This is a genomic window from Burkholderia sp. YHN3-13, assembly GCF_055810675.1.
In genome coordinates this window covers 379,409-399,941 of sequence record NZ_JBVVNQ010000004.1, presented here as the reverse complement: position 1 = coordinate 399,941, position 20,533 = coordinate 379,409, and the positions used below count along the sequence as shown (strand labels likewise).

The following is a 20,533-nucleotide window of genomic DNA, read 5'->3' as shown; positions in this document are numbered from 1 at the left end:
AGGCCGCGCGACGGCGGCCGGCCGCCCTCAGCCGGCCGCGCCTGACCGGCCGTCTTACGCGGCCGCGTCCTGTTCCTTGAAGATCTTGTCCGCGAGATGGAACGCGGAATTCGCGGCCGGCACGCCGCAATAGATCGCGGTCTGCAGCAGCACTTCCTTGATCTGGTCGCGCGTCACGCCGTTGTTGCGCGCGGCGCGCAGGTGCAGCGCCAGTTCCTCGCCGCGGTTCAGCGCGACCATCATCGCGATGGTCAGCAGGCTGCGCGTATGGCGCGGCAGGCCGTCGCGCGTCCAGATCTCGCCCCATGCATAGCGCGTGATCAGATTCTGGAATTCGTCTGTCACCTCGGTGCGGTTCTCGAGCGAACGGTCGACGTGCGCGTCGCCGAGCACCGCGCGGCGCACCTTCATCCCTGCTTCGTAACGTTCCTGGTCGTCCATCGTCGTTACCTCATGCGTTCAGGAAATCGAGCAGCGCACGGTTGAAGCCGTCGGTGCACTCGATGTTCGAAATGTGCGCGGCGTCGAATTCGACGTGCAGCGCACCGGGAATCGCGGCAGCAAGCGCGCGGCCCTGGTCGGGCGGCGTCGACATGTCCTTCGCGCCGGTCACGACGAGCACCGGCAGCGTGATGCCCTTCACCTCCTCGCGCAGGTCGGCGGCGTTCAGCGCGTCGCAGTTCGCCGCGTAGCCGTCCTTGTCGGTATGCACGAAGGTGTCACGGATCGCGTCGAACAGGCGCGGCTCGCGTTCGACGAATGCGTCGGTGAACCAGCGCGGCAGCACGGCGTCGGCGAGCGCGGCCATGCCTTCGGCACGCGCCTTCTGCGCACGCGGCACCCACACTTCCGGCGAACCGATCTTCGCGGCGGTATTCGACAGCACCGCGCGCACGATGCGTGACGGGTAGCGCGCGGCGAGCGCGGCGCCCGTCAGCCCGCCCATCGAAATCCCGCAGAAATGCGCGCAGTCGATGCCGACGTGGTCGAGCAGGCCGATCACGTCGCCGGCGAGCTGCTCGATCGTGTACGAACCGGCCGGCGCGTCGGAATGACCGTGGCCGCGCGTGTCGTAGCGCAGGATGTTGAAGTGCTGCGTGAGCGGGCGGATCTGCGGTGCCCACATCTGCAGGTCGGCGCCGAGCGAGTTCGAGAAGACGAGCCACGGCGCGTCGGCGCGCGCGGCACGGTCGATCCGGTAATGCAGTTTCACGCCGTTGACAGTGGCGAAAGGCATCAATGTTCTCCTGGTTGTTGCGCGCCCGCATGCAACGCGAGCACGGCGTCGACATAGGCCTGCGCCTCGCCGACGTAATGTGCGGGATCGAGCAGCCGCGCGAGCGCGTCGCGCGACAGGTGCGCCGACACGGTCGCATCGGCGGCGAGCACGTCGAACAGCGTCGCACCGGTGCGCACCGCTTCCTTCGACGCATGCTCGACGACATGGTGCGCATCGAGCCGGCCGATGCGGTCGCCGAGCGCGAGCATCACGGCTTCGCCGAGGATCAGCCCGTGCGTGAGGTCGAGGTTCGCGGCGAGGCGTTCGGTATTGACGTCGATCCCCGCGACGATCTGCGCGATCTGCGCGAGCGCGCCGCCCGTCAGGCGCGCGAGGTCGGGCAGCGCATCCCATTCGGCCTGCCAGCCGCCGAGCGCGCGCTCGTGCTCCTGCACCATCCCCGCGAACACGGTCGCGACGAGGCTCGGCGCGCGCACCGCGGCGGTCAGTACGGCCGCGCAGCCGACCGGGTTGCGCTTGTGCGGCATCGTCGACGAGCCGCCCTTGCCGGCGGCCGCCGGTTCGCCGAGCTCGCCGACTTCGGTCTGCATCTGCAGCGACACGTCGCGCGCGATCTTGCCGAGCGTGCCCGTCAGCATCCCGAAGCAGGACGCGGCTTCCGCGATGCGGTCGCGCTGCGTATGCCACGGCACGGCCGGCGCTTCAAGCCGCAGGTCGGCCGCAAGCGCGGCAGTGACGCCGCTCGCCTGCTCGCGCAGGCTCGCGAGCGTGCCGGCCGCGCCGCCGAACTGCAGCACGAGCGCCCGCGCGCGCAATTCGGCGAAGCGCGCGCGATGGCGCAGCAGCGCGTCGAGCCACTGGGCGAATTTCAGGCCGAGCGTGATCGGCAGCGCCTGCTGCAGCCACGTGCGGCCGATCATCGGCGTCGCGCGGTGCGTGCGCGCGAGCGCCGCGAGCGACGCGCACGCTTCGTCGAGCATCGGTTCGAGCACGTCGAGCGTGTCGCGCAGCTGCAGCACGGTCGCGGTATCGATGATGTCCTGGCTCGTTGCGCCCCAATGCACGAACTTCGCGGCCTCGGGGTCGTCGGCCTTCACCTGCGCGGTGAGCTGCTTGACGAGCGGAATCGCGAGATTGCCGCCGAGCGCCGCGCCATGCGCGAGCGCGTCGGCGTCGAGCCGGCCGGCGTCGCATGCGCGTTCGATCGGCGCGACCGCGGTGGCGGGAATCACCTGCCGCGCGGCGAGCGCGCGCGCGAGCGCGGCCTCGACGTCGAGCATCCGCTGGATCGTCGCGCGGGGCGACCAGATCCGGTTGAGCGGCTCGGTGCCGCAGATGAGGGAGGTCAGGCGGGCGCTGTCTTCAAGCATGGCATCGGATTGGGGAAACGGCGTGTGCCTATTGTCCACCCAAGCGGGCCGGCCTGCGCGCGAGCGCACGCGCCGGCACGTCGGCGGTTCAGGCAGCCGCCTTCTGCGTCGCGTCGATCAGCGGCACGCCGGTCAGCTTCTGCAGTTCGTCGAACGACAGGTCGGTGAAGATCTCGCTCACCGCGAGGCCGTCGGCCGTCACGTCGAGCACCGCGAGATCCGTATAGATACGGCTTACGCATTGCACGCCGGTGACCGGATACGAGCACTGCGCGACGATCTTGCTTTCGCCCTGCTTCGTCAGGTGCTCCATCATCACGAACACCTGCTTCGCGCCGATCGCGAGATCCATCGCGCCGCCGACGGCCGGAATCGCATCGGGTGCGCCCGTATGCCAGTTCGCGAGATCGCCGGTCGCCGACACCTGGAACGCGCCGAGCACGCAGTAGTCGAGATGGCCGCCGCGCATCATCGCGAACGAATCGGCGTGGTGGAAATACGCGCCGCCGGTGAGCAGCGTCACGTGCTGCTTGCCGGCATTGATCAGTTCGTCGTCTTCCTCGCCCGGCGCGGGCGCGGGGCCCATGCCGAGCAGGCCGTTCTCGCTGTGCAGGAAGATTTCCTTGCTCGGGTCGAGGTGGTTCGCCACCAGCGTCGGCACGCCGATACCGAGGTTCACGTACGCGCCTTCGGGGATGTCCTGGGCGACGCGCTTGGCCATTTCATCGCGGGTCAGTCGTTTCATGTCGGGTCTCCTGGCGACCGGGGCTGACGCTTCAGCGCTTGCTCCGGTCCCATACAAAGTTCGGTCAGGCAGCTTGCGAAGCGGCGTGTTCGGCGGCCAGCTCGGCCGCGTGCGCGGCCTGCGGCACCTCGACGACGCGCTGGACGAAAATGCCCGGCGTCACGATGTGTTCCGGGTTCAGCGCGCCGAGCGGCACGACTTCCGACACCTGCACGATCGCGACCTTCGCGGCGCTGGCCATGATCGGCCCGAAGTTGCGCGCGGTCTTGCGGTACACGAGGTTGCCCCAGCGATCGCCCTTGTACGCCTTCACGAGCGCGAAATCGGCGTGGATCGGCGTCTCGAACACGTACGGCTTGCCGTCGATCACACGCGTTTCCTTGCCTTCCGCGAGCTTGGTGCCGTAACCCGTCGGCGTGAAGAAGCCGCCGATGCCGGCGCCTGCCGCGCGGATGCGCTCCGCGAGGTTGCCCTGCGGCACGAGCTCCAGCTCGATCTCGCCCGCCCGGTACAGCCCGTCGAATACCTGCGAATCGCTCTGGCGCGGGAACGAGCAGATGATCTTGCGTACCTGCTTCGCCTTCAGCAGCGCCGCGAGGCCGGTCTCGCCGTTGCCCGCGTTGTTGTTGACGATCGTCAGGTCGCGCGCGCCCTGCTCGATCAGCGCGTCGATCAGCTCGGACGGCATGCCGGCCGTGCCGAAGCCGCCGATCATGATTGTCGCGCCATCGTGGATGTCGGCCACCGCCGACTGGAGCGATTCGAAAATCTTGTTGACCATGTCTCTTCCTGATACGAACCCGCGGCTCGATGCGCGGCCTGTCGAGGGGACACGCGCGTGCCGCGTGCCGCGCCGGGGCCGACGTCGATCCCGGCATTTGTTCGCTAATCGAACCTAGATTCGATTAGCGAACGATGGGCCGATCATAGAGGCGCGCACAGCGCGTTGTCAAGGCGGGTTCCCTCGGGGGCCGTCGCGTCGTCGAACGGCAATCCGACGTAGTTTTCGGCGAGCGACTGCGCGGCGGCCCGCGAGCGCGTCACGTATTTCAGTTCGGCAAACTTCAGGCGATTGACGAACGGCGAGTCGTCCGGCGACGCGTGCAGCATGTTCGTCATGAAGTACGAGAAGTGCTCGGCGCGCCACACGCGTTCGAGGCAGGTCGCCGAATAAGTGTCGAGCGGCGTCGCGTCGCCCGTCCGGTAGCGTGCGCCGAGCGCGCGAGACAGCGCGCGGACGTCGGCCACCGCGAGGTTCATCCCCTTCGCGCCGGTCGGCGGCACGATATGCGCGGCATCGCCGGCAAGAAACAGGCGCCCGTGCTGCATCGTCTCCGACACGAAGCTGCGCATCGGCGTCACGCTCTTCTGCGTGATCCGGCCCTCGGTCGGCGTCCAGCCCGTGTCGTTCGAGAAGCGCGTGTGCAGTTCGTCCCAGATCCGCGCGTCGGACCATTCGGCGAGATCCTCGTCGGGCTTGCATTGCAGGTACAGGCGCGTGACTGTCGGCGAGCGCATCGAGAACAGCGCGAAACCGTTGTCGTGATGGGCGTACACGAGCTCGTCGAGCGACGGCGCGGCGTCGGCGAGGATGCCGAGCCACGCGAACGGGTAGACACGCTCGAACGTCTTCAGCCGCTCCGCGGGAATCGTCTGGCGCGCGATGCCGTGGAAGCCGTCGCAGCCGGCGATGTAGTCGCAGTCGATGCGGTCCGCACGGCCGTCCGCATGCTTGAACGTGACGAACGGGTGCTCGCCTTCGACATCGTGCAGCGCGACGTCGCTGACCTCGAAGTGCATCGGGTGGCCGTGCTCGACGCCGGCCGCGATCAGGTCGCGCACGACTTCGTGCTGGCTGTAGACGGTGATCGCACGCCCGCCGGTCAGCTCGGACAGGTCGATGCGATGGCGCCGGCCGTCGAACAGGAGTTCGATGCCGTGATGTTCGAGCCCTTCGCGGCGCATCCGGTCGCCGAGGCCGGCTTCGTTCAGCGTGTCGACCGTACCCTGCTCGAGCACGCCGGCGCGGATGCGGTTCTCGCAGTATTCGCGCGAACGCGCTTCGACGAGGATGGAATCGACGCCTTGCAGGCGCAGCAGATGGGAAAGCAAAAGGCCGGACGGACCGGCGCCGATGATGGCGACCTGGGTGCGCATTGTTCGTCTCCTGAACATTGGTTCGAGTAATGGAACACATTTGAGCGCTTTCCCGACTATGCGGCAACGCGATTCAGGAGATATGTTGTATACGTTTTGACGATACTGGCCCGGCGATGGAAGCGCTCGATCTGAACCTGATTCCCTACCTCGTCGCGCTCGACGACACGCGCAACGTGAGCCGCGCGGGCGACCTGCTCGGCGTGAGCCAGCCGCGCGTGAGCACCGCGCTCGGGCGGCTGCGCGAGTATTTCGGCGATCCGCTGTTCGTGCGCACGTCGCGCGGGATGGAGCCGACGCCGCGCGCGCTCGCGCTGCTGCCGGCTGCTCGCGACGCGCTCGCGCAGATCGAGCGCGGCCTCGTCGCGCCGCACGACTTCGACCCGGCCGCGAGCACGCATACGTTCTCGATCGCGCTGTCGGACGTCGGCGAGATCGTGTTCCTGCCGAAGCTGCTGCAGGCGTTCGCGACGCGCGCGCCGTACGCGAACCTGCGTTCGGTCTCGCTCGCGCACGACGAAGTCGGGCGCGGCCTCGAAGCCGGGTCGATCGATCTCGCGGTCGGCTACTTTCCCGACCTCGACGGCAACAACTTCTTCCAGCAGCGGTTGTTCACGCACCGGTTCGTGTGCCTGATGCGGCGCGGTCATCCGTTCGAGCAGGCGCCGCCGTTCACGGTCGAGCAGTTCCTCACCTGCGGGCACGCGGTGGTGCGCGCCGAAGGCCGCAGCCAGGAGGTGCTCGAGAAATATCTCGCGAAGCAGCGCATGCAGCGCCGCGCGGTGCTCGAGACGCCGCACTTCATGAGCCTGCCGTTCATCCTGAGCCGCACCGACCTGATCGCGACGGTGCCGCATGCGATCGGCTATGCGTATGCGGCCGAGCACGCGTTCATCGTGCCCGTCGAGCCGCCGCTCGCGCTGCCGCGCTTCGACCTGAAGCAGCACTGGCACCGCAAGTACCACAACGATCCGCGCACCGCTTGGCTGCGCGGGGTCGTCGCGTCGCTGTTCAACGACGAGCAGGACGAATGGCCGAAGTGACGAAGGGTGAGCGCGGGGCCGCACGCACGACCCGCGAAAGCATGAAACAATGGCCGGATATCGGCCGCCGGAGGCGGCCTTCGATGGAGCCACTACATGGGTAAGGGAAAGAAAACCGTGCGGCCCGAGCCGGCCGTCACCCGGCCGAGCCGCGAAGAAGCGGAAGACGCCGTCCGCGTGCTGTTGCGCTGGGCCGGCGACGATCCCGCACGCGAAGGCCTGATCGATACGCCCGCGCGCGTCGTGCGCGCGTACGAGCAGTTCTTCGCCGGCTACGCGCTGGAGCCGCGCGACATCCTCGCGCGCACGTTCAGCGAAGTCGACGGCTACGACGAGATGATCGTGCTGAAGGACATCCGCTTCGAGAGCTACTGCGAGCACCACATGGTGCCGATCATCGGCCGCGCGCACGTCGCGTATCTGCCGAACCATCGCGTGGTCGGCATCTCGAAGCTCGCACGCCTCGTCGACGCATTCGCGAAGCGCCTGCAGATCCAGGAAAAGATGACCGTGCAGATCGCCGACACGCTGTTCGACGTGCTGCAGCCGAAGGGCGTCGGCGTGATCCTCGAAGCCGCGCACCAGTGCATCTCGACGCGCGGCGTGCACAAGCCGGGCGTCGAGATGGTCACGTCGCGCATGCTCGGCACGTTCCGCACCGATCCGTCGACGCGGCGCGAATTCCTGTCGATCGTCGCGAATCCTTCTTCAGTCAACCTCACGAATACCTGATGGCGCAGACGAAGCAAGCGGCGCACGCGCCCGTCGTGCTCGTGACCGGCGCCGCGCGCCGGGCCGGGCGCGCGTTCGCCGAGTATTTCGCGAAGCACGGCTATCGCACCGCGGTGCATTACGACCGCTCGGCCGATGCCGCGCAGGCAACCGCGCGCGCGATCGCCGAAAGCGGGCACGATGCGGCCGCGCTGCAGGCCGACTTGTCGGATGCCGCGCAGATCGCCGCGCTGATCGACCAGGTGTATGCGCGCTTCGGGCGCCTCGACGTACTGGTCAACAACGCGTCGGTGTTCTGGCAGGACCATTTCCCGAGCTTCGACCTCGCGGCGTTCGACCAGGCATGGGCCGTCAACTGCCGCGCGCCGATCCTGCTCACGCGGGCATTCTACGAACGGGCGCGCGCCGCCGGCACGCAGGGCGTCGTCGTGAACGTGGTCGACCAGAAGATCAAGGAAAACTTTCACCGCGACCACTTCAGCTACACGGTCGCGAAGGCCGCGCTCGGCAACCTCACGCAGATGCTCGCGCTGTCGTCCGCACCGGTGCTGCGCGTGAACGCGGTGTTCCCCGGGCTGATGCTGCCGAGCGACGACCAGACGCAGGCCGATTTCGAACACGCGAGCCGCGCGTCGACGCCGCTCGCGCGCATCGCCGGCCCCGACGACGTCGCGAGCGCGATCCTGCTGCTGACCGGCAATGCGTACAACGGCGTGGATTTCGTCGTCGATGCGGGACAGAACCTGATCCGCGTCGACCAGGACGTGCTGTACAAGCACCGCTCGCCGGACGGCAAGCACTGACGCACACGGCGCGCGCCCGTGCGAAGCGGGCGCGCCGCCGCCCGCCGCGTTACGGCTTCTCGGCGCTCCCGCCTTCGCGAACCTTGCCCTGCGCGACGCTGGTGCCAGGCGGCACGCTGTGCGTGAGCCACACGTTGCCGCCGATCACCGAGCCGCGCCCGATCGTCACGCGGCCGAGAATCGTCGCGCCCGCGTAGATCACCACGTCGTCCTCGACGATCGGGTGCCGCGCATTGCCCTTCACCAGCGCGCCTTCGCCATCGGCCGGGAAACTCTTCGCGCCGAGCGTGACGGCCTGGTACACGCGCACGCGCTCGCCGATGATCGCGGTTTCGCCGATCACCACGCCGGTGCCGTGGTCGATGAAGAAGCTCGGGCCGATCTGCGCGCCCGGGTGGATATCGATGCCGGTGGCCGAGTGCGCGATTTCATTGATGAAGCGCGCGAGCAGCGGCACGCCAAGCCGGTGCAGCGCGTGGGCGAGCCGATGGTGCATCATCGCGAACACGCCGGGGTAGCACAGCAGGATCTCGGTGATGTGCTGCGCGGCCGGATCGCCCGCATACGCGGCCTGGATGTCGCTGACGAGCAGCGCGCGGACCGCCGGCAACTGCCGGCCGAATTCGCGCGCGATCTCGAACGCGCGTTCGTCGAGCTCGGCGAACGGCGTATCGGCATGCTCGGGCAGGAACGGCAGCGCACGGCGAATCTGCTCGGCCAGGATGCGCAGCGTGCTTTCGAGCGTGTGGCCGACGTAATAATCGACGCTTTCGTCGGTCAGGTCCGGTGCGCCGTAGTGCGTCGGAAACATCGACGCGCGCAGGCCGGTCACAATCTTGCAGATCGCATCGCGCGACGGCAGTTCGCGGATGCCGCGCGGATGGCGCGTGCGATGGAGTTCCTCGCGCGACTCGCGCAAGCCGGCGACGATTTCTTCGAGGCCCCACTGACGGGCGGGTGATGTCGACATATGCCAATGCACGCGGCCGCGCTCGGTCGCACGGCCGCTAATAAAGTGACGGGTTCCGCAAGATTACCGCGTTTTTCGTCCGGGAGCGGGACACCGGGGCTCGACCGGACGGCCAGTGCTGCACCGGCGCGGCGGCGTCACATCGTGACGCTGCTCGCGTCGATCCATCGCACGGCCCAGTCGCGCGCGTGCGCGATCGCGTCGCCTTCGTCGTTGAACTGGAGCTCGATCGGAAAAAAACGGTTCGCAACGAGCTCCCCGTCGCTCGATCGGGAGATCACGACGTAGGGCTTGAACGACCCGTCGCTGGCGCGCGCGGGCGCGCAATTCAACAGATAACCGCGGTGCGTGAAGGCAGTAGTCGCTTGCATGAATCCGCCACCTCTAGTCCCTTGCTTTGTTGTTCACTACCCGTCTCCAAGGGGTGCGGCGGCGCCCCGGCGCGGGCAGAGGCGGCGCGTCTGCATCCCCTGTCGCCGCTTCGCAGGAAAAGAATCATACTCTGTAGAAAACGTGTCTTCTAGCTGAAATAAATCATGACAAATCAGTGCGCGCCGCGCGGCTGCGGCGGCCGCTCGCGCGCCTTTTCCCGTCGTGCCCGGAACGGGATTTGCTTCGATCCGGAGCGTTTCGCCGCCAGGAGAGCCGCGATGGAATCATCCGGTCAAACAGGTCGTGTGCATCCGCGCAGCATCGAGCTCGACAACGACGACACGCACGACAGCACGGTCGACACCGACGGCAAGAACCGCGAGGCGTCGCGCCTCGCCGGCGGCGGGCCGATCTCGCCCGACCAGATCACGCGCAGCAATGCGTCGCTCGTCAACGCGATGCCGGAAGCCGGCGACGGCTTCGCCGGGTTCGACAGCCGCCCCGGCGGCAACCACCCGGCATTCGCGCTGCGCGCGGGCTACATGGTGATCGAGAAAGGCTTCGACGCGCCGGCTCCGGGCGACGCGCCGTTCGGCCCCGTTCACAGGATGTACGGCAGCGCGTACTGGCCCGGCCATGGACGGCGGCCGGAACGCATCATCGAACTGACGGCCGTACCGCGATAGCCGGCGCGCCGTTTGAATCGATCGTTCGTTTGCGCAACGGCATCGGTCGGCGACCGGTGGCGGCGGACCGGCGTGCGCGACCGATGCTCGATTGAACGATTTCACGCATCGGCATCCACGGCTTCATGCACGCCGCGAATCGTGCCAATGCCCATGCGTTGATCGAAGTCATGTCGAAACGGCCCGGTTGCGATTGAATGGCGACACGGGCGGTGCATCGACGTGTCTGTCGCGCCCGGCTGGTGCATGTCCTCATGCGTTCCCGCCGCCGACGCGCGCGGCGGCCACGACCGAGCCGCACGCGACGCACCCCGCGTCGCGCGGTGCGGCATGCGCCGCGCGCCTGGCCGTTCGCCGCAGCGGCAGGCGCCGTGCGGCCGCGCGACCCGGCGGGCGCCGCACTGCAAAGTCCCCGCCGTTGGTTTACCCTGCCTCGCAGCATCGCGCATTGCCCAGCCCGATCGGCCATCCGGCCGACTTCGTTTCAACCCGCCATTCGGAGACACTATGTACAAGCGTATTCTGGTTGCCGTCGACGGCAGCGACACGTCCCGCCACGCGTTCGATGCCGCGCTGGCGCTTGCGAAAGCGCACGGCGCCGAGCTGCAACCGTTCTACGTCGTCGAGAACGCCGCGATCTACTACAACGTGCCCGGCTACGATCCGTCCGTGCTGCGCGATCAGCTCGTCGCGCAGGGCAACGCACTCGCGCAGGATTTCACGAAGCTGATGCAGGCCGCCGGCGTGAAAGGCGAAACACGGCAGAACGAAGCGACGTCGCTCAACGATGTCTCGTCGTTGATCCTCGATGGTGCAAAGGCGTTCGGCGCCGATCTGCTCGTGCTCGGCACGCATGGCCGCCGCGGCTTCCGCCGCCTCGTGCTCGGCAGCATCGCCGAACAATGCGTGCGGCACGCCACCGTGCCCGTGCTGCTGATCCCCGCGGCCGCGAACGTCGACGAACAGCCTGCCTGAAAGGTATCCGGCACGCGCCGCCGGTCGCGACGTTTTGTCACCCGACAGCGGCAACTTGCGGTGGGACAATGATTCCGTCGATCCAACGCCGGAGTAAACGATCATGCTGACGCCCGTCGCCACACGTCCCGCCGCCACGCCGCACACCGGTAGCTGGGCGCCTCGCCAGGCCGCGCACTGCTCGTCGTGCGCAATGCGGCACCTGTGCATGCCGCAGGGCCTGGCACCCGAAGCACTCAGCCGCCTCGAGTCGGTCATCTGCGCGGCACGCCCCGTCAAGCGCGGCGAAGCGCTGTTTCGCGAAGGCGACGCATTCGACAACCTGTACGCGGTGCGCTCGGGTTCGCTGAAAACCGTCGCGACCCGCCACGACGGCCGCGAACAGGTCACGGGCCTGCATCTCGCCGGTGAAGCGCTCGGCCTCGACGGCATCTGCGACGATACCCACCCGCGTACCGCGGTCGCGCTGGAAGACAGCTCCGTCTGCGTGATCCCGTACAGCGCGCTCAAGGCACTGTGCTCGGAAGCCGGCTCGATGCAGCTGCGCATGCACAAGCTGATGAGCGAACAGATCGTGCGCGAAACGTCGCAAACGATGCTGCTCGGTTCGCTGAATGCGGAAGAGCGCGTCGCCGCCTTCCTGCTCGACGTGTCGTCGCGCTACCTGAAGCGCGGCTACTCGCCGTCGGAATTCAACCTGCGGATGACGCGCGAAGACATCGGCAGCTATCTCGGCATGACGCTCGAAACGGTCAGCCGCACGCTGTCGAAGTTCCAGAAGCGCGGCTTGATCGAAATGCAGGGCCGCCACGTGCAGATCGTCGACTTCGACGGCCTGCAGCACGTCTGATCCCGCTCGGCGCGCACGGCTCGCGCGCCGCCGGCATCGCCTGCCGAATCAATCGAGAAACAGCGCGGCGCGCGTCTTCAGCGCCGCGCTGAAATCGTCGAGCCAGCCGATCGACAGGCGCCAGCTCTGCCAGTAGAGATCGATGTCGACGGTGCGCCCGCGCGACATGTCCACGAGCTCACCCGCCGCCAGCTGGCGATCGACCATCCGGTCCGGGCACATCCCCCATCCCAATCCCGTTTCGCACGCGCGCAGATAGCCTGCCACGTGCGGTATCCAGTGCTGCGGCGGATCGAGATCCGCGCGTGTCACGCGCCGAATGAAACGCGCCTGCAGCCCGTCCTTCGGATTGAACATCACGCACGGCGCGCGGCGCAGCGCGTCGCGCGTGATGCCCGCGCTGAAATAGCGGTCGTAAAACGCCGGCGAGCACACCGCGCGATAGCGGATGCGGCCGAGCCGTTCCGACCGGCATCCCTGGATCGGCTCGGCCTGCGCGGTCACGGCGCCCTGCACGCTGCCGTCGCGAATGCGCGACGCCGTGTAATCCTGGTCGTCGATCACGAGGTCGAGCAACGTCTCGCGCTCGGTGCAGAACGGCCCGACCGCATCGATGAACCACGTCGCGACGCTGTCGTCGTTGACGGCCACGCGCAGCGTCGGCCACGCGCTCGCGATCTGGCCCGGCAGCGCCGGCATCCGGCCGCCCAGTTCGGCCTCGAGCAACTGCACGCGTTCGGTATGCCGGCACAGCAGCGCGCCCGACGTCGTCGCGACGCACGGCTGCCCGCGCTTGACGAGCACGCTGCCGACGCGCTCCTCCAGCAGCTTCACGCGCTGCGACACGGCCGACGGCGTGACATTCAGCTCCTTGGCCGCCCGTTCGAACGAACCATGCCGGATCACGGCCGCGAGGGCATCGAGCAACGCGTAGTCGAGCATTAGATTTCCTTAATCCGCATTAGGTGAATTAGCTTCTCTTATCTTCATGCTGACCGCAGACTAGCGCTACCCGATTCATTCGTCTACTGCCCATCCCGCTGCCCATCATCATGAACTGGCTCGCTTTTTCCCACGGCGCCGCCCTGTGCGGATCGCTCATCGTCACCATCGGCGCGCAGAACGCGTTCGTCCTCCGTCAGGGCATCATGCGCGCGCACGTCGGCAAGATCGTGCTGCTGTGCGCGCTGTCCGACATGATCCTGATCGGCGCGGGCGTCGGCGGCGCATCGGTGCTCGTCGAACGCTATCCGGCCTTCGTCCATGCGGTGCTGTATGTCGGGCTCGCGTATCTCGCCTGGTTCGGCATCAACGCGCTGCGCCGCGCGTTCAAGCCGGGCCACGCCACGCTCGACGTGCGCGGCGACGCGGTCGCGCCGCCGTCGCAGGGCGGGCTCGCGATCGTGCTGATGACGCTCGCGTTCACGTGGCTCAACCCGCACGTGTATCTCGACACGTTCCTGCTGATCGGCACGGCCGGCGCACGCGAACCGGAAGGCGCACGGCTCGCGTTCGCGATCGGCGCGATGACGGTCAGCGTCGTGTGGTTCCTCGGGCTCGGCTACGGCGCGCGCCTGCTGGCGCCGTGGTTCCGCAAGGCCGTCGCGTGGCGCGTGCTGGACGGCGCGATCGGCAGCATGGTGCTGTTTCTCGCGGCGGTGCAGTTGCGCTGACGGCCCTCCCCGGACGGGCGGCCGACTGCCGCCCGTCCTTCCCACCGCGCCGGCACCCCGCCCGCGCAGCCTGCCTCCTCGTCGCACACGCCGCCGTAAAAAATTCGCTCCCGATCGAACGCAGCCGCACGAAACGCTCACGTAACGGACGGCGCATCCGCCATCTGCCGCGAGCCATCCATCATCGCGGCGACGCACCGGCTGCACGAACCGGAGCGATCGGCGAGAATGTCCGGTGTCCCGCGACAACGGCGGAACCGCATCGCGCACGCCGCCGTCCCGCCGCATTCGTATCGCCCCATCCGCAGTTCAATCCCGTCACCCGCAGTTATCGGAGAGGAACATGGCATACCGCACCCTCGGCACATCGACCATCCAGGTTTCGCCGCTCGCGTTCGGCGGCAACGTCTTCGGCTGGACCGTCGACGAAAGCACGTCGTTTTCGCTGCTCGACGCGCTCTCCGACACCGGCATCAACTTCATCGACACGGCCGACGTCTATTCGGCCTGGGTCCCCGGCAACAGCGGCGGCGAATCGGAAACCATCATCGGCAAGTGGCTCAAGCGCTCCGGCAAGCGCGAGCAGGTCGTGATCGCGACCAAGGTCGGCCTGCTGGCCGCGCGCGCGGGGCTGACGAAGGACAACATCCTGAAAGCCGTCGACGATTCGCTCGGCCGCCTGCAGACCGACTATATCGACCTGTATTTCTCGCATCGCGATCTCGCCGATACGGCCCCGCTCGAGGAGACGCTCGGCGCGTATCAGACGCTGATCGACGCCGGCAAGGTGCGCATCATCGGCGCGTCGAACTACAGCGGCGCGCGCCTGCGCGAAGCCGCCGCGATCAGCCAGCGCGACGGGCTGCCCGCATACCAGGTGATCCAGCCCGAGTACAACCTGATCGACCGCGCCGGTTACGAACGCGATCTCGAGCCGGTCGTGCGCGACCTGAAGCTCGGCGTCGTCAACTACTACGCGCTCGCGAGCGGCTTCCTGTCGGGCAAGTACCGCAGCGAGGCCGACCTGAAGAAGAGCGTGCGCGGGGATCGTGTCGCCGGCTATCTGAACGAACGCGGCCTGCGCATCCTCGCGGCACTCGACGCCGTGTCGGCGAAGCACCGCACGCAGCCGGCCGCGATCGCGCTCGCGTGGCAGATCGCGCGGCCGACGATCACCGCGCCGATCGCCAGCGCGACGTCGCTCGCGCAGCTCGACCTGCTCGGCGAGGCGATCCGCCTGCAACTCGATCAGGACGATATCCGCCAGATCGACGAGGCCAGCGCGCCCTGAGACCCGTCGCGGCAGCAGGCCGGCCGGAGAAGTCGCGCGATTCGCGCGGTTGCACGGCCGGCCTGTGTCATATGTACGCCGGTATCACCGTCCGCGCGGACACGGACAATCGCGGAATCACGGATGGATACAATGGCGAGCATCCCACGCACCCGGACCGCCGATGAACCGCATCCCGCGCCGCGCCCGATTCTCCCGCCCGCTCGCCGCGGCGATCGCCGCGCTGCTCGCCTGCGCGCCGGCCGTGTCCGTCGCCGGCTGGTACGAAATCGCGAACTACACGGGCACGATCGGCCACGCACCCGTTCACGTATCGCTGCAGACCTACGACGCCATCAACCGCAACGACGCAGGCCGCTGGCGCGTCGACGGCAGTTATTACTACGACGCGCACCGCAAGCCGATCCCGTTGCAGGGTCGGCGCACGCCCGACGGCCGCATGACGTTGTGCGAAGCATCGCAGCCCGCGTCGACGGCCGACTCGCCGGTCGTGCCGGCCGCGTCGCCGACGCGGCCGAAGCCTTGCCCGATCGCGCTGAACCTCGCCGGCAAAACGGTGACCGGCACGTGGGACGACGGCCGCCACACCTTCCCGATCACGCTGAACGAAGTCGGACGGCTGAACGACAACGACCAGGATCATCTCCAGCTCGACGGCGTGGTCGATATCCCGATGTGGTATCGCACCAGGACGCACATGCTGGTCGGTGTTTATGCGCTGTCCGACACGTGCGGCATCGCGATGCGGTCGCTGCGCGCCGTGAACATCGCGACCGGCCGCGCCGACCGCACGATCGCGCTCGGCTGCGACGCGGGGATGCTGATGACGTCGATCTACGCGAACGTCACCGACGCACGGCGTGCCGGCTACGTGAGCGTCGCGTTCCGCGGCGGCAAGATGGGTGACGAGCGGGACGTGCCGCTCGGGCTGCCCTCGTCTTCGTCGAAGTGAGCCCGCGCCGGCTGCCCGAAAATCACGGCCGTGTCTTGACTCGTACGGCCGCTTCCGTTGACTCGGCCGGACATCGATCGCGCAACCGCCCGCCGCGCCCCGCTGCAAGCGCGTGACGCGCCGGCCCCGGGTCTTTCACGGATTGACCGCGCCGTTCGACGTGCCCGAGACTGCGCCGCTCGGGCGGTCATTGGGAGAACGTCATGCCGGATACCAGCACGGAGATCGCCACGGTCTCGACGCGCGCCGTACGCGGTGCCGAGCGCGTCGACTTCTGGGTCGACCATGTCGCGCGCACGCTCGTGCGGATCGAATGCAGCGGAAAGTCGTCCGAAGGCATCGATGCGTCGATGCGCACGCGCGATCTCGGGCTGTTCCGCGCATGCGACATCGTCGCGAACCGGCATGCGGTCGTGCGCACGCCGCACAACATCCACACGGATCAGCGCGACGCCATCTTCATCTGCCTGATGCACGCGGGGCAGGGCTATACGTTCCAGGACGTCGACTGCATGCAGCACGCGCCCGGCGACCTCGTGCTGTACGACACGTCGATGCCGTACGGTCACGGCTTTCCGGCCGACATGGCGATGACCGTGCTCGACGTGCCGCGCGACGTGTTCGAAGCGCGCGTCGGCCCGTGGCGCTACCGCAGCCTCGTCAAGATCGATCGCGACGACGGCGTGACGTCGTGGGCCGTGCGGCAGGTGGTCGGGCTGCTCGCCGCGCCGCACGAGCCGACGCCCGACGCGCGCGAACGGCGCGCCGCCGCGCTCCTCGATCTCGTGCAGTCGATGCTGCGGCTACGCGACGGCGACACGTCGCCGACCAAGTCGACCGTCCACACGCTGTCGCGCGCGAAGGCCTTCATCGACAGCCATCTCGCCGACGACGATCTCGACAGCCAATCGGTGAGCCGTGCGATCAACCTGTCGCCGCGCCAGCTTGCGCGCGTGTTCGAGATCGAAGGGATGCCGCTCACGCGCTACATCCTCGCGCGGCGGCTCGAACGGTGCCGTGCCGACCTGCGCGACCGGTCGCTGAAGCACCTGACGGTCAGCGAAATCGCGTTCCGCTGGGGCTTCAATAACAGCGCGCACTTCAGCCGCAGCTACCGCGCGCGATTCGGCGAGACGCCGAGCGCGTCGCGCGCACCCGCCGACGCCCGCTAGCGCCCGTTCGCGCGCCGCCACCCGCCGCCGTGTCCGGGCGAGGCAAGCACGGCGGCCGTCCCGGTCAAATGGGGCCGCAACCCGTTCGCTAAGCTGGCTTCCTGCGCGGCGGCACGCGTTCCGCCGCCCGACAACAAGGAGAAGAAGCGGGATGGAGACGTACGACCACATCGTCGTCGGCGGCGGTTCGGCCGGCTGTACGGTCGCGCATCGGCTGGTGACGGCCGGCAGGCGCGTACTGCTGCTCGAGGACGGCCCGAAGGACGACAGCCTGTTCATCCGGATTCCGGCGACGTTCATCCGCGTGCTCGGCACACGGCGCACGGTCACGTTCGAGAGCGAGCCACAGCCCGGCGCGGCCGGCCGCAAGACCTATGTGCCGCAGGGCCGCACGCTCGGCGGCGGCAGTTCGGTCAACGCAATGCTGTACGTGCGCGGCACACGCGACGACTACGACGACTGGGCCGCGCTCGGCTGCACGGGCTGGAGCTGGGACGACGTGCTGCCCGTGTTCAAGCGCGCCGAATCGCACCTGCGGCTGTCCGAGCCGTTCCACGGCACCGACGGGCCGTTGAAAGTCGGCGACACGCGCTTCCGGCATCCGCTGAGCCTCGCGTTCGTGAAGGCGGCGCAGGAAACCGGCATCGCGTACAACGACGACTTCAACGGCGCCGCGCAGCACGGCGTCGGCTTCTATCACACGACGATCTTCGACGGGCAGCGCGGCAGCACCGCGGCCACCTATCTCGCCGAGGCGCTCGCCCATCCGAACCTGCGCGTGCTGACCGGCTGCCGCGTGACGCGCATCCGGTTCGACGGGCGGCGTGCCGCCGGCGTCGAATGGCGCACCGAAGGCGGCGCAACGGGCGCGGCCGCCGCACGCGCCGACGTCGTGCTCGCGGCCGGCGCGCTGAGCACGCCGAAGCTGCTGATGCTGTCGGGCATCGGGCCCGGCGCGCACCTGCGCGCGCACGGCATCGACGTGCTGCACGACAGCCGTGACGTCGGCGCGAACTATCAGGATCATCTCGAGGTGTCGATCTACGGCCGCAGCCACGCGCCGGTCAGCCTGCTCGGCGAGGATCGCGGGCTGAAGGCGCTGCGGCACGGACTGCAGTGGATGCTGTGCCGCACGGGCCTGCTGACGTCGAACGTGGTCGAATCGGGCGCGTTCGTCGATACGACGGGCGGCGGCCGCCCGGACATCCAGTTCCACGTGCTGCCGACGCTCGTCGGCGACGTCGACCGCGCGCCGCTGCCCGGCCACGGACTGTCGATCAACCCGTGCCTGCTCAGGCCGCGCTCGCGCGGCTCCGTGCAACTGCGCGGCAACGATCCGGCCGCGCCGATCCTGTTCGACAGCGGTGCGCTGTCGGATCCGGCCGATGTCGACGGCCTCATGCGCGGTGTCGCGCTCGCGCGGCGGATCATCCGCGCACCGTCGCTCTCGCGCATCGTCCGCGAAGCCGAGACGTTGAGCGACGCGACGCTCGCCGATTACGTGCGGCGCCGCGCGAAAACCGTCTATCACCCGGCCGGCACGTGCCGCATGGGGAACGACGACGAGGCGGTCGTCACGCCGCACCTCAACGTGCGGGGCGTCGACGGATTGCGGATCTGCGATGCCTCGGTGATGCCGCGCATCGTGTCCGGCAACACGAACGCGCCGACGATCATGATCGCGGAGCGCTGCGCCGAGTTCATGCTGGCGGAGTGACGCGGCGCGCGTGCGGCATGCGGCACCGCGCCGAAAGCAAAAGCGGCGCGTGACCCACGCGCCGCCGAACCTGCGAAAGCCGGGCCTCAGCCCCCGGCCGCACGCGCCGCATCGCGCAGCGCCATCGGCGACGCGCCGTAGCGCTCGCGGATCGCGCGGCTGAAGTGCGCCTGGCTCGAAAACCCCCAGCGAAACGCGATCTCGCCGATGCTCGTCTTGCGCAGCCGCGCGTCGGTCAGCTCGCGATGCGCGTGCGACAGCCGCTCCGACCAGATGTGCTGCGTGATCGACTCGCCTTCGGCCGCGAAGAGCCGGCCCAGATGCCGCAGCGACAGCCCGACCGCGTCCGCGACGGCCTGTGGCCCGAGTTCCGGCTCGCCGAGATGCGTCGCGATGTACTGCTTCGCGGTCAGCAGGTACGACAGCGACGCACGCGACGCGCCCGCGCCGTTGACTTCCGTGTCGATGAGTTCCGCGATCAGCGTGCGCGTATGCTCGACGAACCGCGCGGCATCGTGCGCCACCGGATCCTTCATGAAACGCTCGACGCTCGCGCGCAACGTCGCGCCGAGCATCGCGCCCGCGCCCGGTTTCGGCGCGATCCGCAGCGGCAGCGCGGCCAGCTCCGCGTCGAGCCGCTCGTCGAACGACGTGACTGGCATGTCGATCAGCAGCTGCCGCATCGGCGTCAGGAATCCGAACAGATAGGGCACGCGCGTGTCGTAGACGACGACATCGCCGGCTTCCGCGAGCAGGCACCGGTCGCGCTGGATGAAATACGCGCGCCCGCTCAGGATCTGGCACGCGAACAGCGATTCCTTCGGCAACTGGCGCACCAGCGCGGGGCTGCGCTCGATCACGTGATCCTGACCGCTGATGTCGGCGATGCCGAGGCCCGGCAGCGCGATGTCGGTCTTCTCGACCTCGAGCCCGGCCGGCGACAGCGACGAGCAGCGCAGCCCGACCAGCGTCGCCGCATTGAACGCATCCCAGTACGCCATCCTGTCGCGCGCCGGCACGTCGGCCGTCGAGCCTCGCGTGCGTGAAAAAACGGTCGAATTCGTCACGTCGCCTCCTGCGGGCGCCCGCCGCGCGGAGCGGCACGGATTGGGGGATGGTTCGTCTGGATTTTGGTGCGATGCAATGTCCGGCGCGGTCAAGCAATTCGTCCAGCCCAGTCAAGAGCGGCGCGCACCGGCTGGCTAAAGTCGAGCCCACGACAACCCATAGAAGGAGACAAACCGTGGTCGACCAAGCCGTATCCGAATTCTGGCAAAACATTCCGGCGATTGCCAATCCGTTCAAGCCCGATGCGCTGCCCGAAGCGTACATCCCGAACGCGGCCACCGACGACGAACGCTATTACGTTCCGTTCACCGAAACGGTTTCGTCCCGGCCGCTGTGGATCTCGCCGTCGCAGAACAAATGGTGCGACATCCTGATGGCCAAGGAAGCCGGGCTCGTGAACCGGCACTATCACCCGCACGAGGTGTTCGCGTACACGCTGTCCGGCAAATGGGGCTACCTGGAACACGAATGGACCGCGACGAAGGGCGACTTCGTGTACGAAACGCCCGGCGAAGGCCACACGCTCGTCGCGTTCGATCACCCCGAGCCGATGCGCGCGTTCTTCATCGTCAAGGGGCCGCTGATCTGGCTCGACGACGAAGGCAACCCCGACGGCTACTTCGACGTGCATTCGTACATCGCGATGTGCAAGGCGCATTACGAGAAGGTCGGCCTCGGCGCGAAAGCGATCGAGAAGCTGTTCCGCTGACGCACGAC

22 protein-coding genes are annotated in these 20,533 nt (G+C 68.2%); 12 read left to right on the top strand and 10 right to left on the bottom strand.

Annotated features, from left to right (window positions below; genetic code table 11):
* Nucleotides 1-54: 54 nt before the first annotated feature.
* The 6 genes from pcaC to pobA form a co-directional block, all read right to left on the bottom strand.
* Nucleotides 55-441, bottom strand: coding sequence for a 4-carboxymuconolactone decarboxylase (pcaC, locus tag AC0KUR_RS13280; RefSeq protein WP_034189743.1), 387 nt, complete (start codon nucleotides 439-441; stop codon nucleotides 55-57).
* Nucleotides 442-451: 10 nt separating this feature from the next.
* Nucleotides 452-1,237: a 3-oxoadipate enol-lactonase gene (pcaD, locus tag AC0KUR_RS13275; protein ID WP_059556389.1), complete on the bottom strand. Its 786-nt coding sequence runs from the start codon at nucleotides 1,235-1,237 to the stop codon at nucleotides 452-454.
* Nucleotides 1,237-2,610: a 3-carboxy-cis,cis-muconate cycloisomerase gene (locus AC0KUR_RS13270; RefSeq protein WP_473375999.1), complete on the bottom strand. Its 1,374-nt coding sequence runs from the start codon at nucleotides 2,608-2,610 to the stop codon at nucleotides 1,237-1,239. Before AC0KUR_RS13270 ends, pcaD begins: the two co-directional genes overlap by 1 nt.
* A gap of 88 nt (nucleotides 2,611-2,698) precedes the next feature.
* Nucleotides 2,699-3,355, bottom strand: a complete 657-nt coding sequence (locus AC0KUR_RS13265; RefSeq protein WP_034189746.1) for a CoA transferase subunit B — start codon at nucleotides 3,353-3,355, stop codon at nucleotides 2,699-2,701.
* 64 nt (nucleotides 3,356-3,419) lie between these two features.
* Nucleotides 3,420-4,136, bottom strand: a complete 717-nt coding sequence (locus tag AC0KUR_RS13260; RefSeq protein WP_021157587.1) for a 3-oxoacid CoA-transferase subunit A — start codon at nucleotides 4,134-4,136, stop codon at nucleotides 3,420-3,422.
* 143 nt (nucleotides 4,137-4,279) lie between these two features.
* A complete protein-coding gene (gene pobA, locus AC0KUR_RS13255) occupies nucleotides 4,280-5,512 on the bottom strand; it encodes a 4-hydroxybenzoate 3-monooxygenase (RefSeq protein WP_034189748.1) in 1,233 nt (410 codons plus the stop codon).
* 116 nt (nucleotides 5,513-5,628) lie between these two features.
* Here pobA and AC0KUR_RS13250 point away from each other — a divergent pair, with 116 nt between their 5' ends.
* The 3 genes from AC0KUR_RS13250 (at nucleotide 5,629) to AC0KUR_RS13240 (ending at nucleotide 8,090) form a co-directional block, all read left to right on the top strand.
* Entirely contained in the window at nucleotides 5,629-6,555 is a 927-nt protein-coding gene (locus AC0KUR_RS13250; protein ID WP_473375998.1) for a LysR family transcriptional regulator, read from the top strand.
* Nucleotides 6,556-6,651: 96 nt separating this feature from the next.
* Entirely contained in the window at nucleotides 6,652-7,287 is a 636-nt protein-coding gene (gene folE, locus AC0KUR_RS13245) for a GTP cyclohydrolase I FolE (protein ID WP_034189750.1), read from the top strand.
* Nucleotides 7,287-8,090: an SDR family oxidoreductase gene (locus AC0KUR_RS13240; protein ID WP_124609200.1), complete on the top strand. Its 804-nt coding sequence runs from the start codon at nucleotides 7,287-7,289 to the stop codon at nucleotides 8,088-8,090. The genes folE and AC0KUR_RS13240 overlap by 1 nt, the downstream gene beginning before the upstream one ends.
* Nucleotides 8,091-8,139: 49 nt before the next feature.
* Here AC0KUR_RS13240 and epsC read toward each other — a convergent pair whose 3' ends face one another.
* On the bottom strand, nucleotides 8,140-9,060 hold the full coding sequence (epsC, locus tag AC0KUR_RS13235; RefSeq protein WP_034189752.1) for a serine O-acetyltransferase EpsC: 921 nt from the start codon (nucleotides 9,058-9,060) through the stop codon (nucleotides 8,140-8,142).
* Nucleotides 9,061-9,197: 137 nt separating this feature from the next.
* Nucleotides 9,198-9,431, bottom strand: coding sequence for a hypothetical protein (locus tag AC0KUR_RS13230; protein WP_034189753.1), 234 nt, complete (start codon nucleotides 9,429-9,431; stop codon nucleotides 9,198-9,200).
* Between the two features lie 279 nt (nucleotides 9,432-9,710).
* Here AC0KUR_RS13230 and AC0KUR_RS13225 point away from each other — a divergent pair, with 279 nt between their 5' ends.
* From AC0KUR_RS13225 to fnr, 3 genes are all read left to right on the top strand, one after another.
* Nucleotides 9,711-10,118: a DUF3005 domain-containing protein gene (locus tag AC0KUR_RS13225; protein ID WP_034189754.1), complete on the top strand. Its 408-nt coding sequence runs from the start codon at nucleotides 9,711-9,713 to the stop codon at nucleotides 10,116-10,118.
* 507 nt (nucleotides 10,119-10,625) lie between these two features.
* Nucleotides 10,626-11,093 (top strand): universal stress protein, encoded by a 468-nt coding sequence (locus AC0KUR_RS13220; protein WP_034189755.1) that lies wholly within the window; start codon nucleotides 10,626-10,628, stop codon nucleotides 11,091-11,093.
* A gap of 103 nt (nucleotides 11,094-11,196) precedes the next feature.
* Nucleotides 11,197-11,943: a fumarate/nitrate reduction transcriptional regulator Fnr gene (gene fnr / locus AC0KUR_RS13215; RefSeq protein ID WP_034189756.1), complete on the top strand. Its 747-nt coding sequence runs from the start codon at nucleotides 11,197-11,199 to the stop codon at nucleotides 11,941-11,943.
* A 48-nt stretch (nucleotides 11,944-11,991) separates the two neighbouring features.
* Here the strand turns inward: fnr and AC0KUR_RS13210 are convergent, their stop codons facing one another.
* On the bottom strand, nucleotides 11,992-12,885 hold the full coding sequence (locus AC0KUR_RS13210) for a LysR family transcriptional regulator ArgP (RefSeq protein ID WP_034189757.1): 894 nt from the start codon (nucleotides 12,883-12,885) through the stop codon (nucleotides 11,992-11,994).
* 110 nt (nucleotides 12,886-12,995) lie between these two features.
* Between AC0KUR_RS13210 and AC0KUR_RS13205 the strand changes: the two genes are divergently transcribed.
* The 5 genes from AC0KUR_RS13205 to AC0KUR_RS13185 all read left to right on the top strand — a co-directional run bounded on the left by AC0KUR_RS13205 (nucleotide 12,996) and on the right by AC0KUR_RS13185 (nucleotide 18,748).
* Nucleotides 12,996-13,616 (top strand): LysE/ArgO family amino acid transporter, encoded by a 621-nt coding sequence (locus AC0KUR_RS13205; protein ID WP_034189758.1) that lies wholly within the window; start codon nucleotides 12,996-12,998, stop codon nucleotides 13,614-13,616.
* Between the two features lie 343 nt (nucleotides 13,617-13,959).
* Nucleotides 13,960-14,907, top strand: coding sequence for an aldo/keto reductase (locus tag AC0KUR_RS13200; RefSeq protein WP_473375997.1), 948 nt, complete (start codon nucleotides 13,960-13,962; stop codon nucleotides 14,905-14,907).
* Nucleotides 14,908-15,070: 163 nt separating this feature from the next.
* Complete coding sequence (locus AC0KUR_RS13195) at nucleotides 15,071-15,859, top strand: hypothetical protein (RefSeq protein WP_473375996.1); 789 nt, start codon at nucleotides 15,071-15,073, stop codon at nucleotides 15,857-15,859.
* Between the two features lie 203 nt (nucleotides 15,860-16,062).
* A complete protein-coding gene (locus tag AC0KUR_RS13190) occupies nucleotides 16,063-17,031 on the top strand; it encodes a helix-turn-helix domain-containing protein (RefSeq protein ID WP_034189760.1) in 969 nt (322 codons plus the stop codon).
* Nucleotides 17,032-17,182: 151 nt separating this feature from the next.
* On the top strand, nucleotides 17,183-18,748 hold the full coding sequence (locus tag AC0KUR_RS13185) for a GMC family oxidoreductase (RefSeq protein WP_473375995.1): 1,566 nt from the start codon (nucleotides 17,183-17,185) through the stop codon (nucleotides 18,746-18,748).
* A gap of 86 nt (nucleotides 18,749-18,834) precedes the next feature.
* On the opposite strand, the gene AC0KUR_RS13180 is transcribed toward AC0KUR_RS13185, so the two are convergent.
* Nucleotides 18,835-19,815: a helix-turn-helix domain-containing protein gene (locus tag AC0KUR_RS13180; protein ID WP_034189762.1), complete on the bottom strand. Its 981-nt coding sequence runs from the start codon at nucleotides 19,813-19,815 to the stop codon at nucleotides 18,835-18,837.
* A gap of 176 nt (nucleotides 19,816-19,991) precedes the next feature.
* Between AC0KUR_RS13180 and AC0KUR_RS13175 the strand changes: the two genes are divergently transcribed.
* Nucleotides 19,992-20,525 (top strand): 2,4'-dihydroxyacetophenone dioxygenase family protein, encoded by a 534-nt coding sequence (locus AC0KUR_RS13175; RefSeq protein WP_473375994.1) that lies wholly within the window; start codon nucleotides 19,992-19,994, stop codon nucleotides 20,523-20,525.
* Nucleotides 20,526-20,533 lie beyond the last annotated feature (8 nt).

What these genes read in the sequence shown, in the direction of transcription:
- pcaC (WP_034189743.1), bottom strand. Translation starts at nt 441, where the DNA reads ATGGACGACCAGGAACGTTACGAAGCAGGGATGAAGGTGCGCCGCGCG.
- pcaD (WP_059556389.1), bottom strand. Translation starts at nt 1,237, where the DNA reads ATGCCTTTCGCCACTGTCAACGGCGTGAAACTGCATTACCGGATCGAC.
- AC0KUR_RS13270 (WP_473375999.1), bottom strand. Translation starts at nt 2,610, where the DNA reads ATGCTTGAAGACAGCGCCCGCCTGACCTCCCTCATCTGCGGCACCGAG.
- AC0KUR_RS13265 (WP_034189746.1), bottom strand. Translation starts at nt 3,355, where the DNA reads ATGAAACGACTGACCCGCGATGAAATGGCCAAGCGCGTCGCCCAGGAC.
- AC0KUR_RS13260 (WP_021157587.1), bottom strand. Translation starts at nt 4,136, where the DNA reads ATGGTCAACAAGATTTTCGAATCGCTCCAGTCGGCGGTGGCCGACATC.
- pobA (WP_034189748.1), bottom strand. Translation starts at nt 5,512, where the DNA reads ATGCGCACCCAGGTCGCCATCATCGGCGCCGGTCCGTCCGGCCTTTTG.
- AC0KUR_RS13250 (WP_473375998.1), top strand. Translation starts at nt 5,629, where the DNA reads ATGGAAGCGCTCGATCTGAACCTGATTCCCTACCTCGTCGCGCTCGAC.
- folE (WP_034189750.1), top strand. Translation starts at nt 6,652, where the DNA reads ATGGGTAAGGGAAAGAAAACCGTGCGGCCCGAGCCGGCCGTCACCCGG.
- AC0KUR_RS13240 (WP_124609200.1), top strand. Translation starts at nt 7,287, where the DNA reads ATGGCGCAGACGAAGCAAGCGGCGCACGCGCCCGTCGTGCTCGTGACC.
- epsC (WP_034189752.1), bottom strand. Translation starts at nt 9,060, where the DNA reads ATGTCGACATCACCCGCCCGTCAGTGGGGCCTCGAAGAAATCGTCGCC.
- AC0KUR_RS13230 (WP_034189753.1), bottom strand. Translation starts at nt 9,431, where the DNA reads ATGCAAGCGACTACTGCCTTCACGCACCGCGGTTATCTGTTGAATTGC.
- AC0KUR_RS13225 (WP_034189754.1), top strand. Translation starts at nt 9,711, where the DNA reads ATGGAATCATCCGGTCAAACAGGTCGTGTGCATCCGCGCAGCATCGAG.
- AC0KUR_RS13220 (WP_034189755.1), top strand. Translation starts at nt 10,626, where the DNA reads ATGTACAAGCGTATTCTGGTTGCCGTCGACGGCAGCGACACGTCCCGC.
- fnr (WP_034189756.1), top strand. Translation starts at nt 11,197, where the DNA reads ATGCTGACGCCCGTCGCCACACGTCCCGCCGCCACGCCGCACACCGGT.
- AC0KUR_RS13210 (WP_034189757.1), bottom strand. Translation starts at nt 12,885, where the DNA reads ATGCTCGACTACGCGTTGCTCGATGCCCTCGCGGCCGTGATCCGGCAT.
- AC0KUR_RS13205 (WP_034189758.1), top strand. Translation starts at nt 12,996, where the DNA reads ATGAACTGGCTCGCTTTTTCCCACGGCGCCGCCCTGTGCGGATCGCTC.
- AC0KUR_RS13200 (WP_473375997.1), top strand. Translation starts at nt 13,960, where the DNA reads ATGGCATACCGCACCCTCGGCACATCGACCATCCAGGTTTCGCCGCTC.
- AC0KUR_RS13195 (WP_473375996.1), top strand. Translation starts at nt 15,071, where the DNA reads ATGAACCGCATCCCGCGCCGCGCCCGATTCTCCCGCCCGCTCGCCGCG.
- AC0KUR_RS13190 (WP_034189760.1), top strand. Translation starts at nt 16,063, where the DNA reads ATGCCGGATACCAGCACGGAGATCGCCACGGTCTCGACGCGCGCCGTA.
- AC0KUR_RS13185 (WP_473375995.1), top strand. Translation starts at nt 17,183, where the DNA reads ATGGAGACGTACGACCACATCGTCGTCGGCGGCGGTTCGGCCGGCTGT.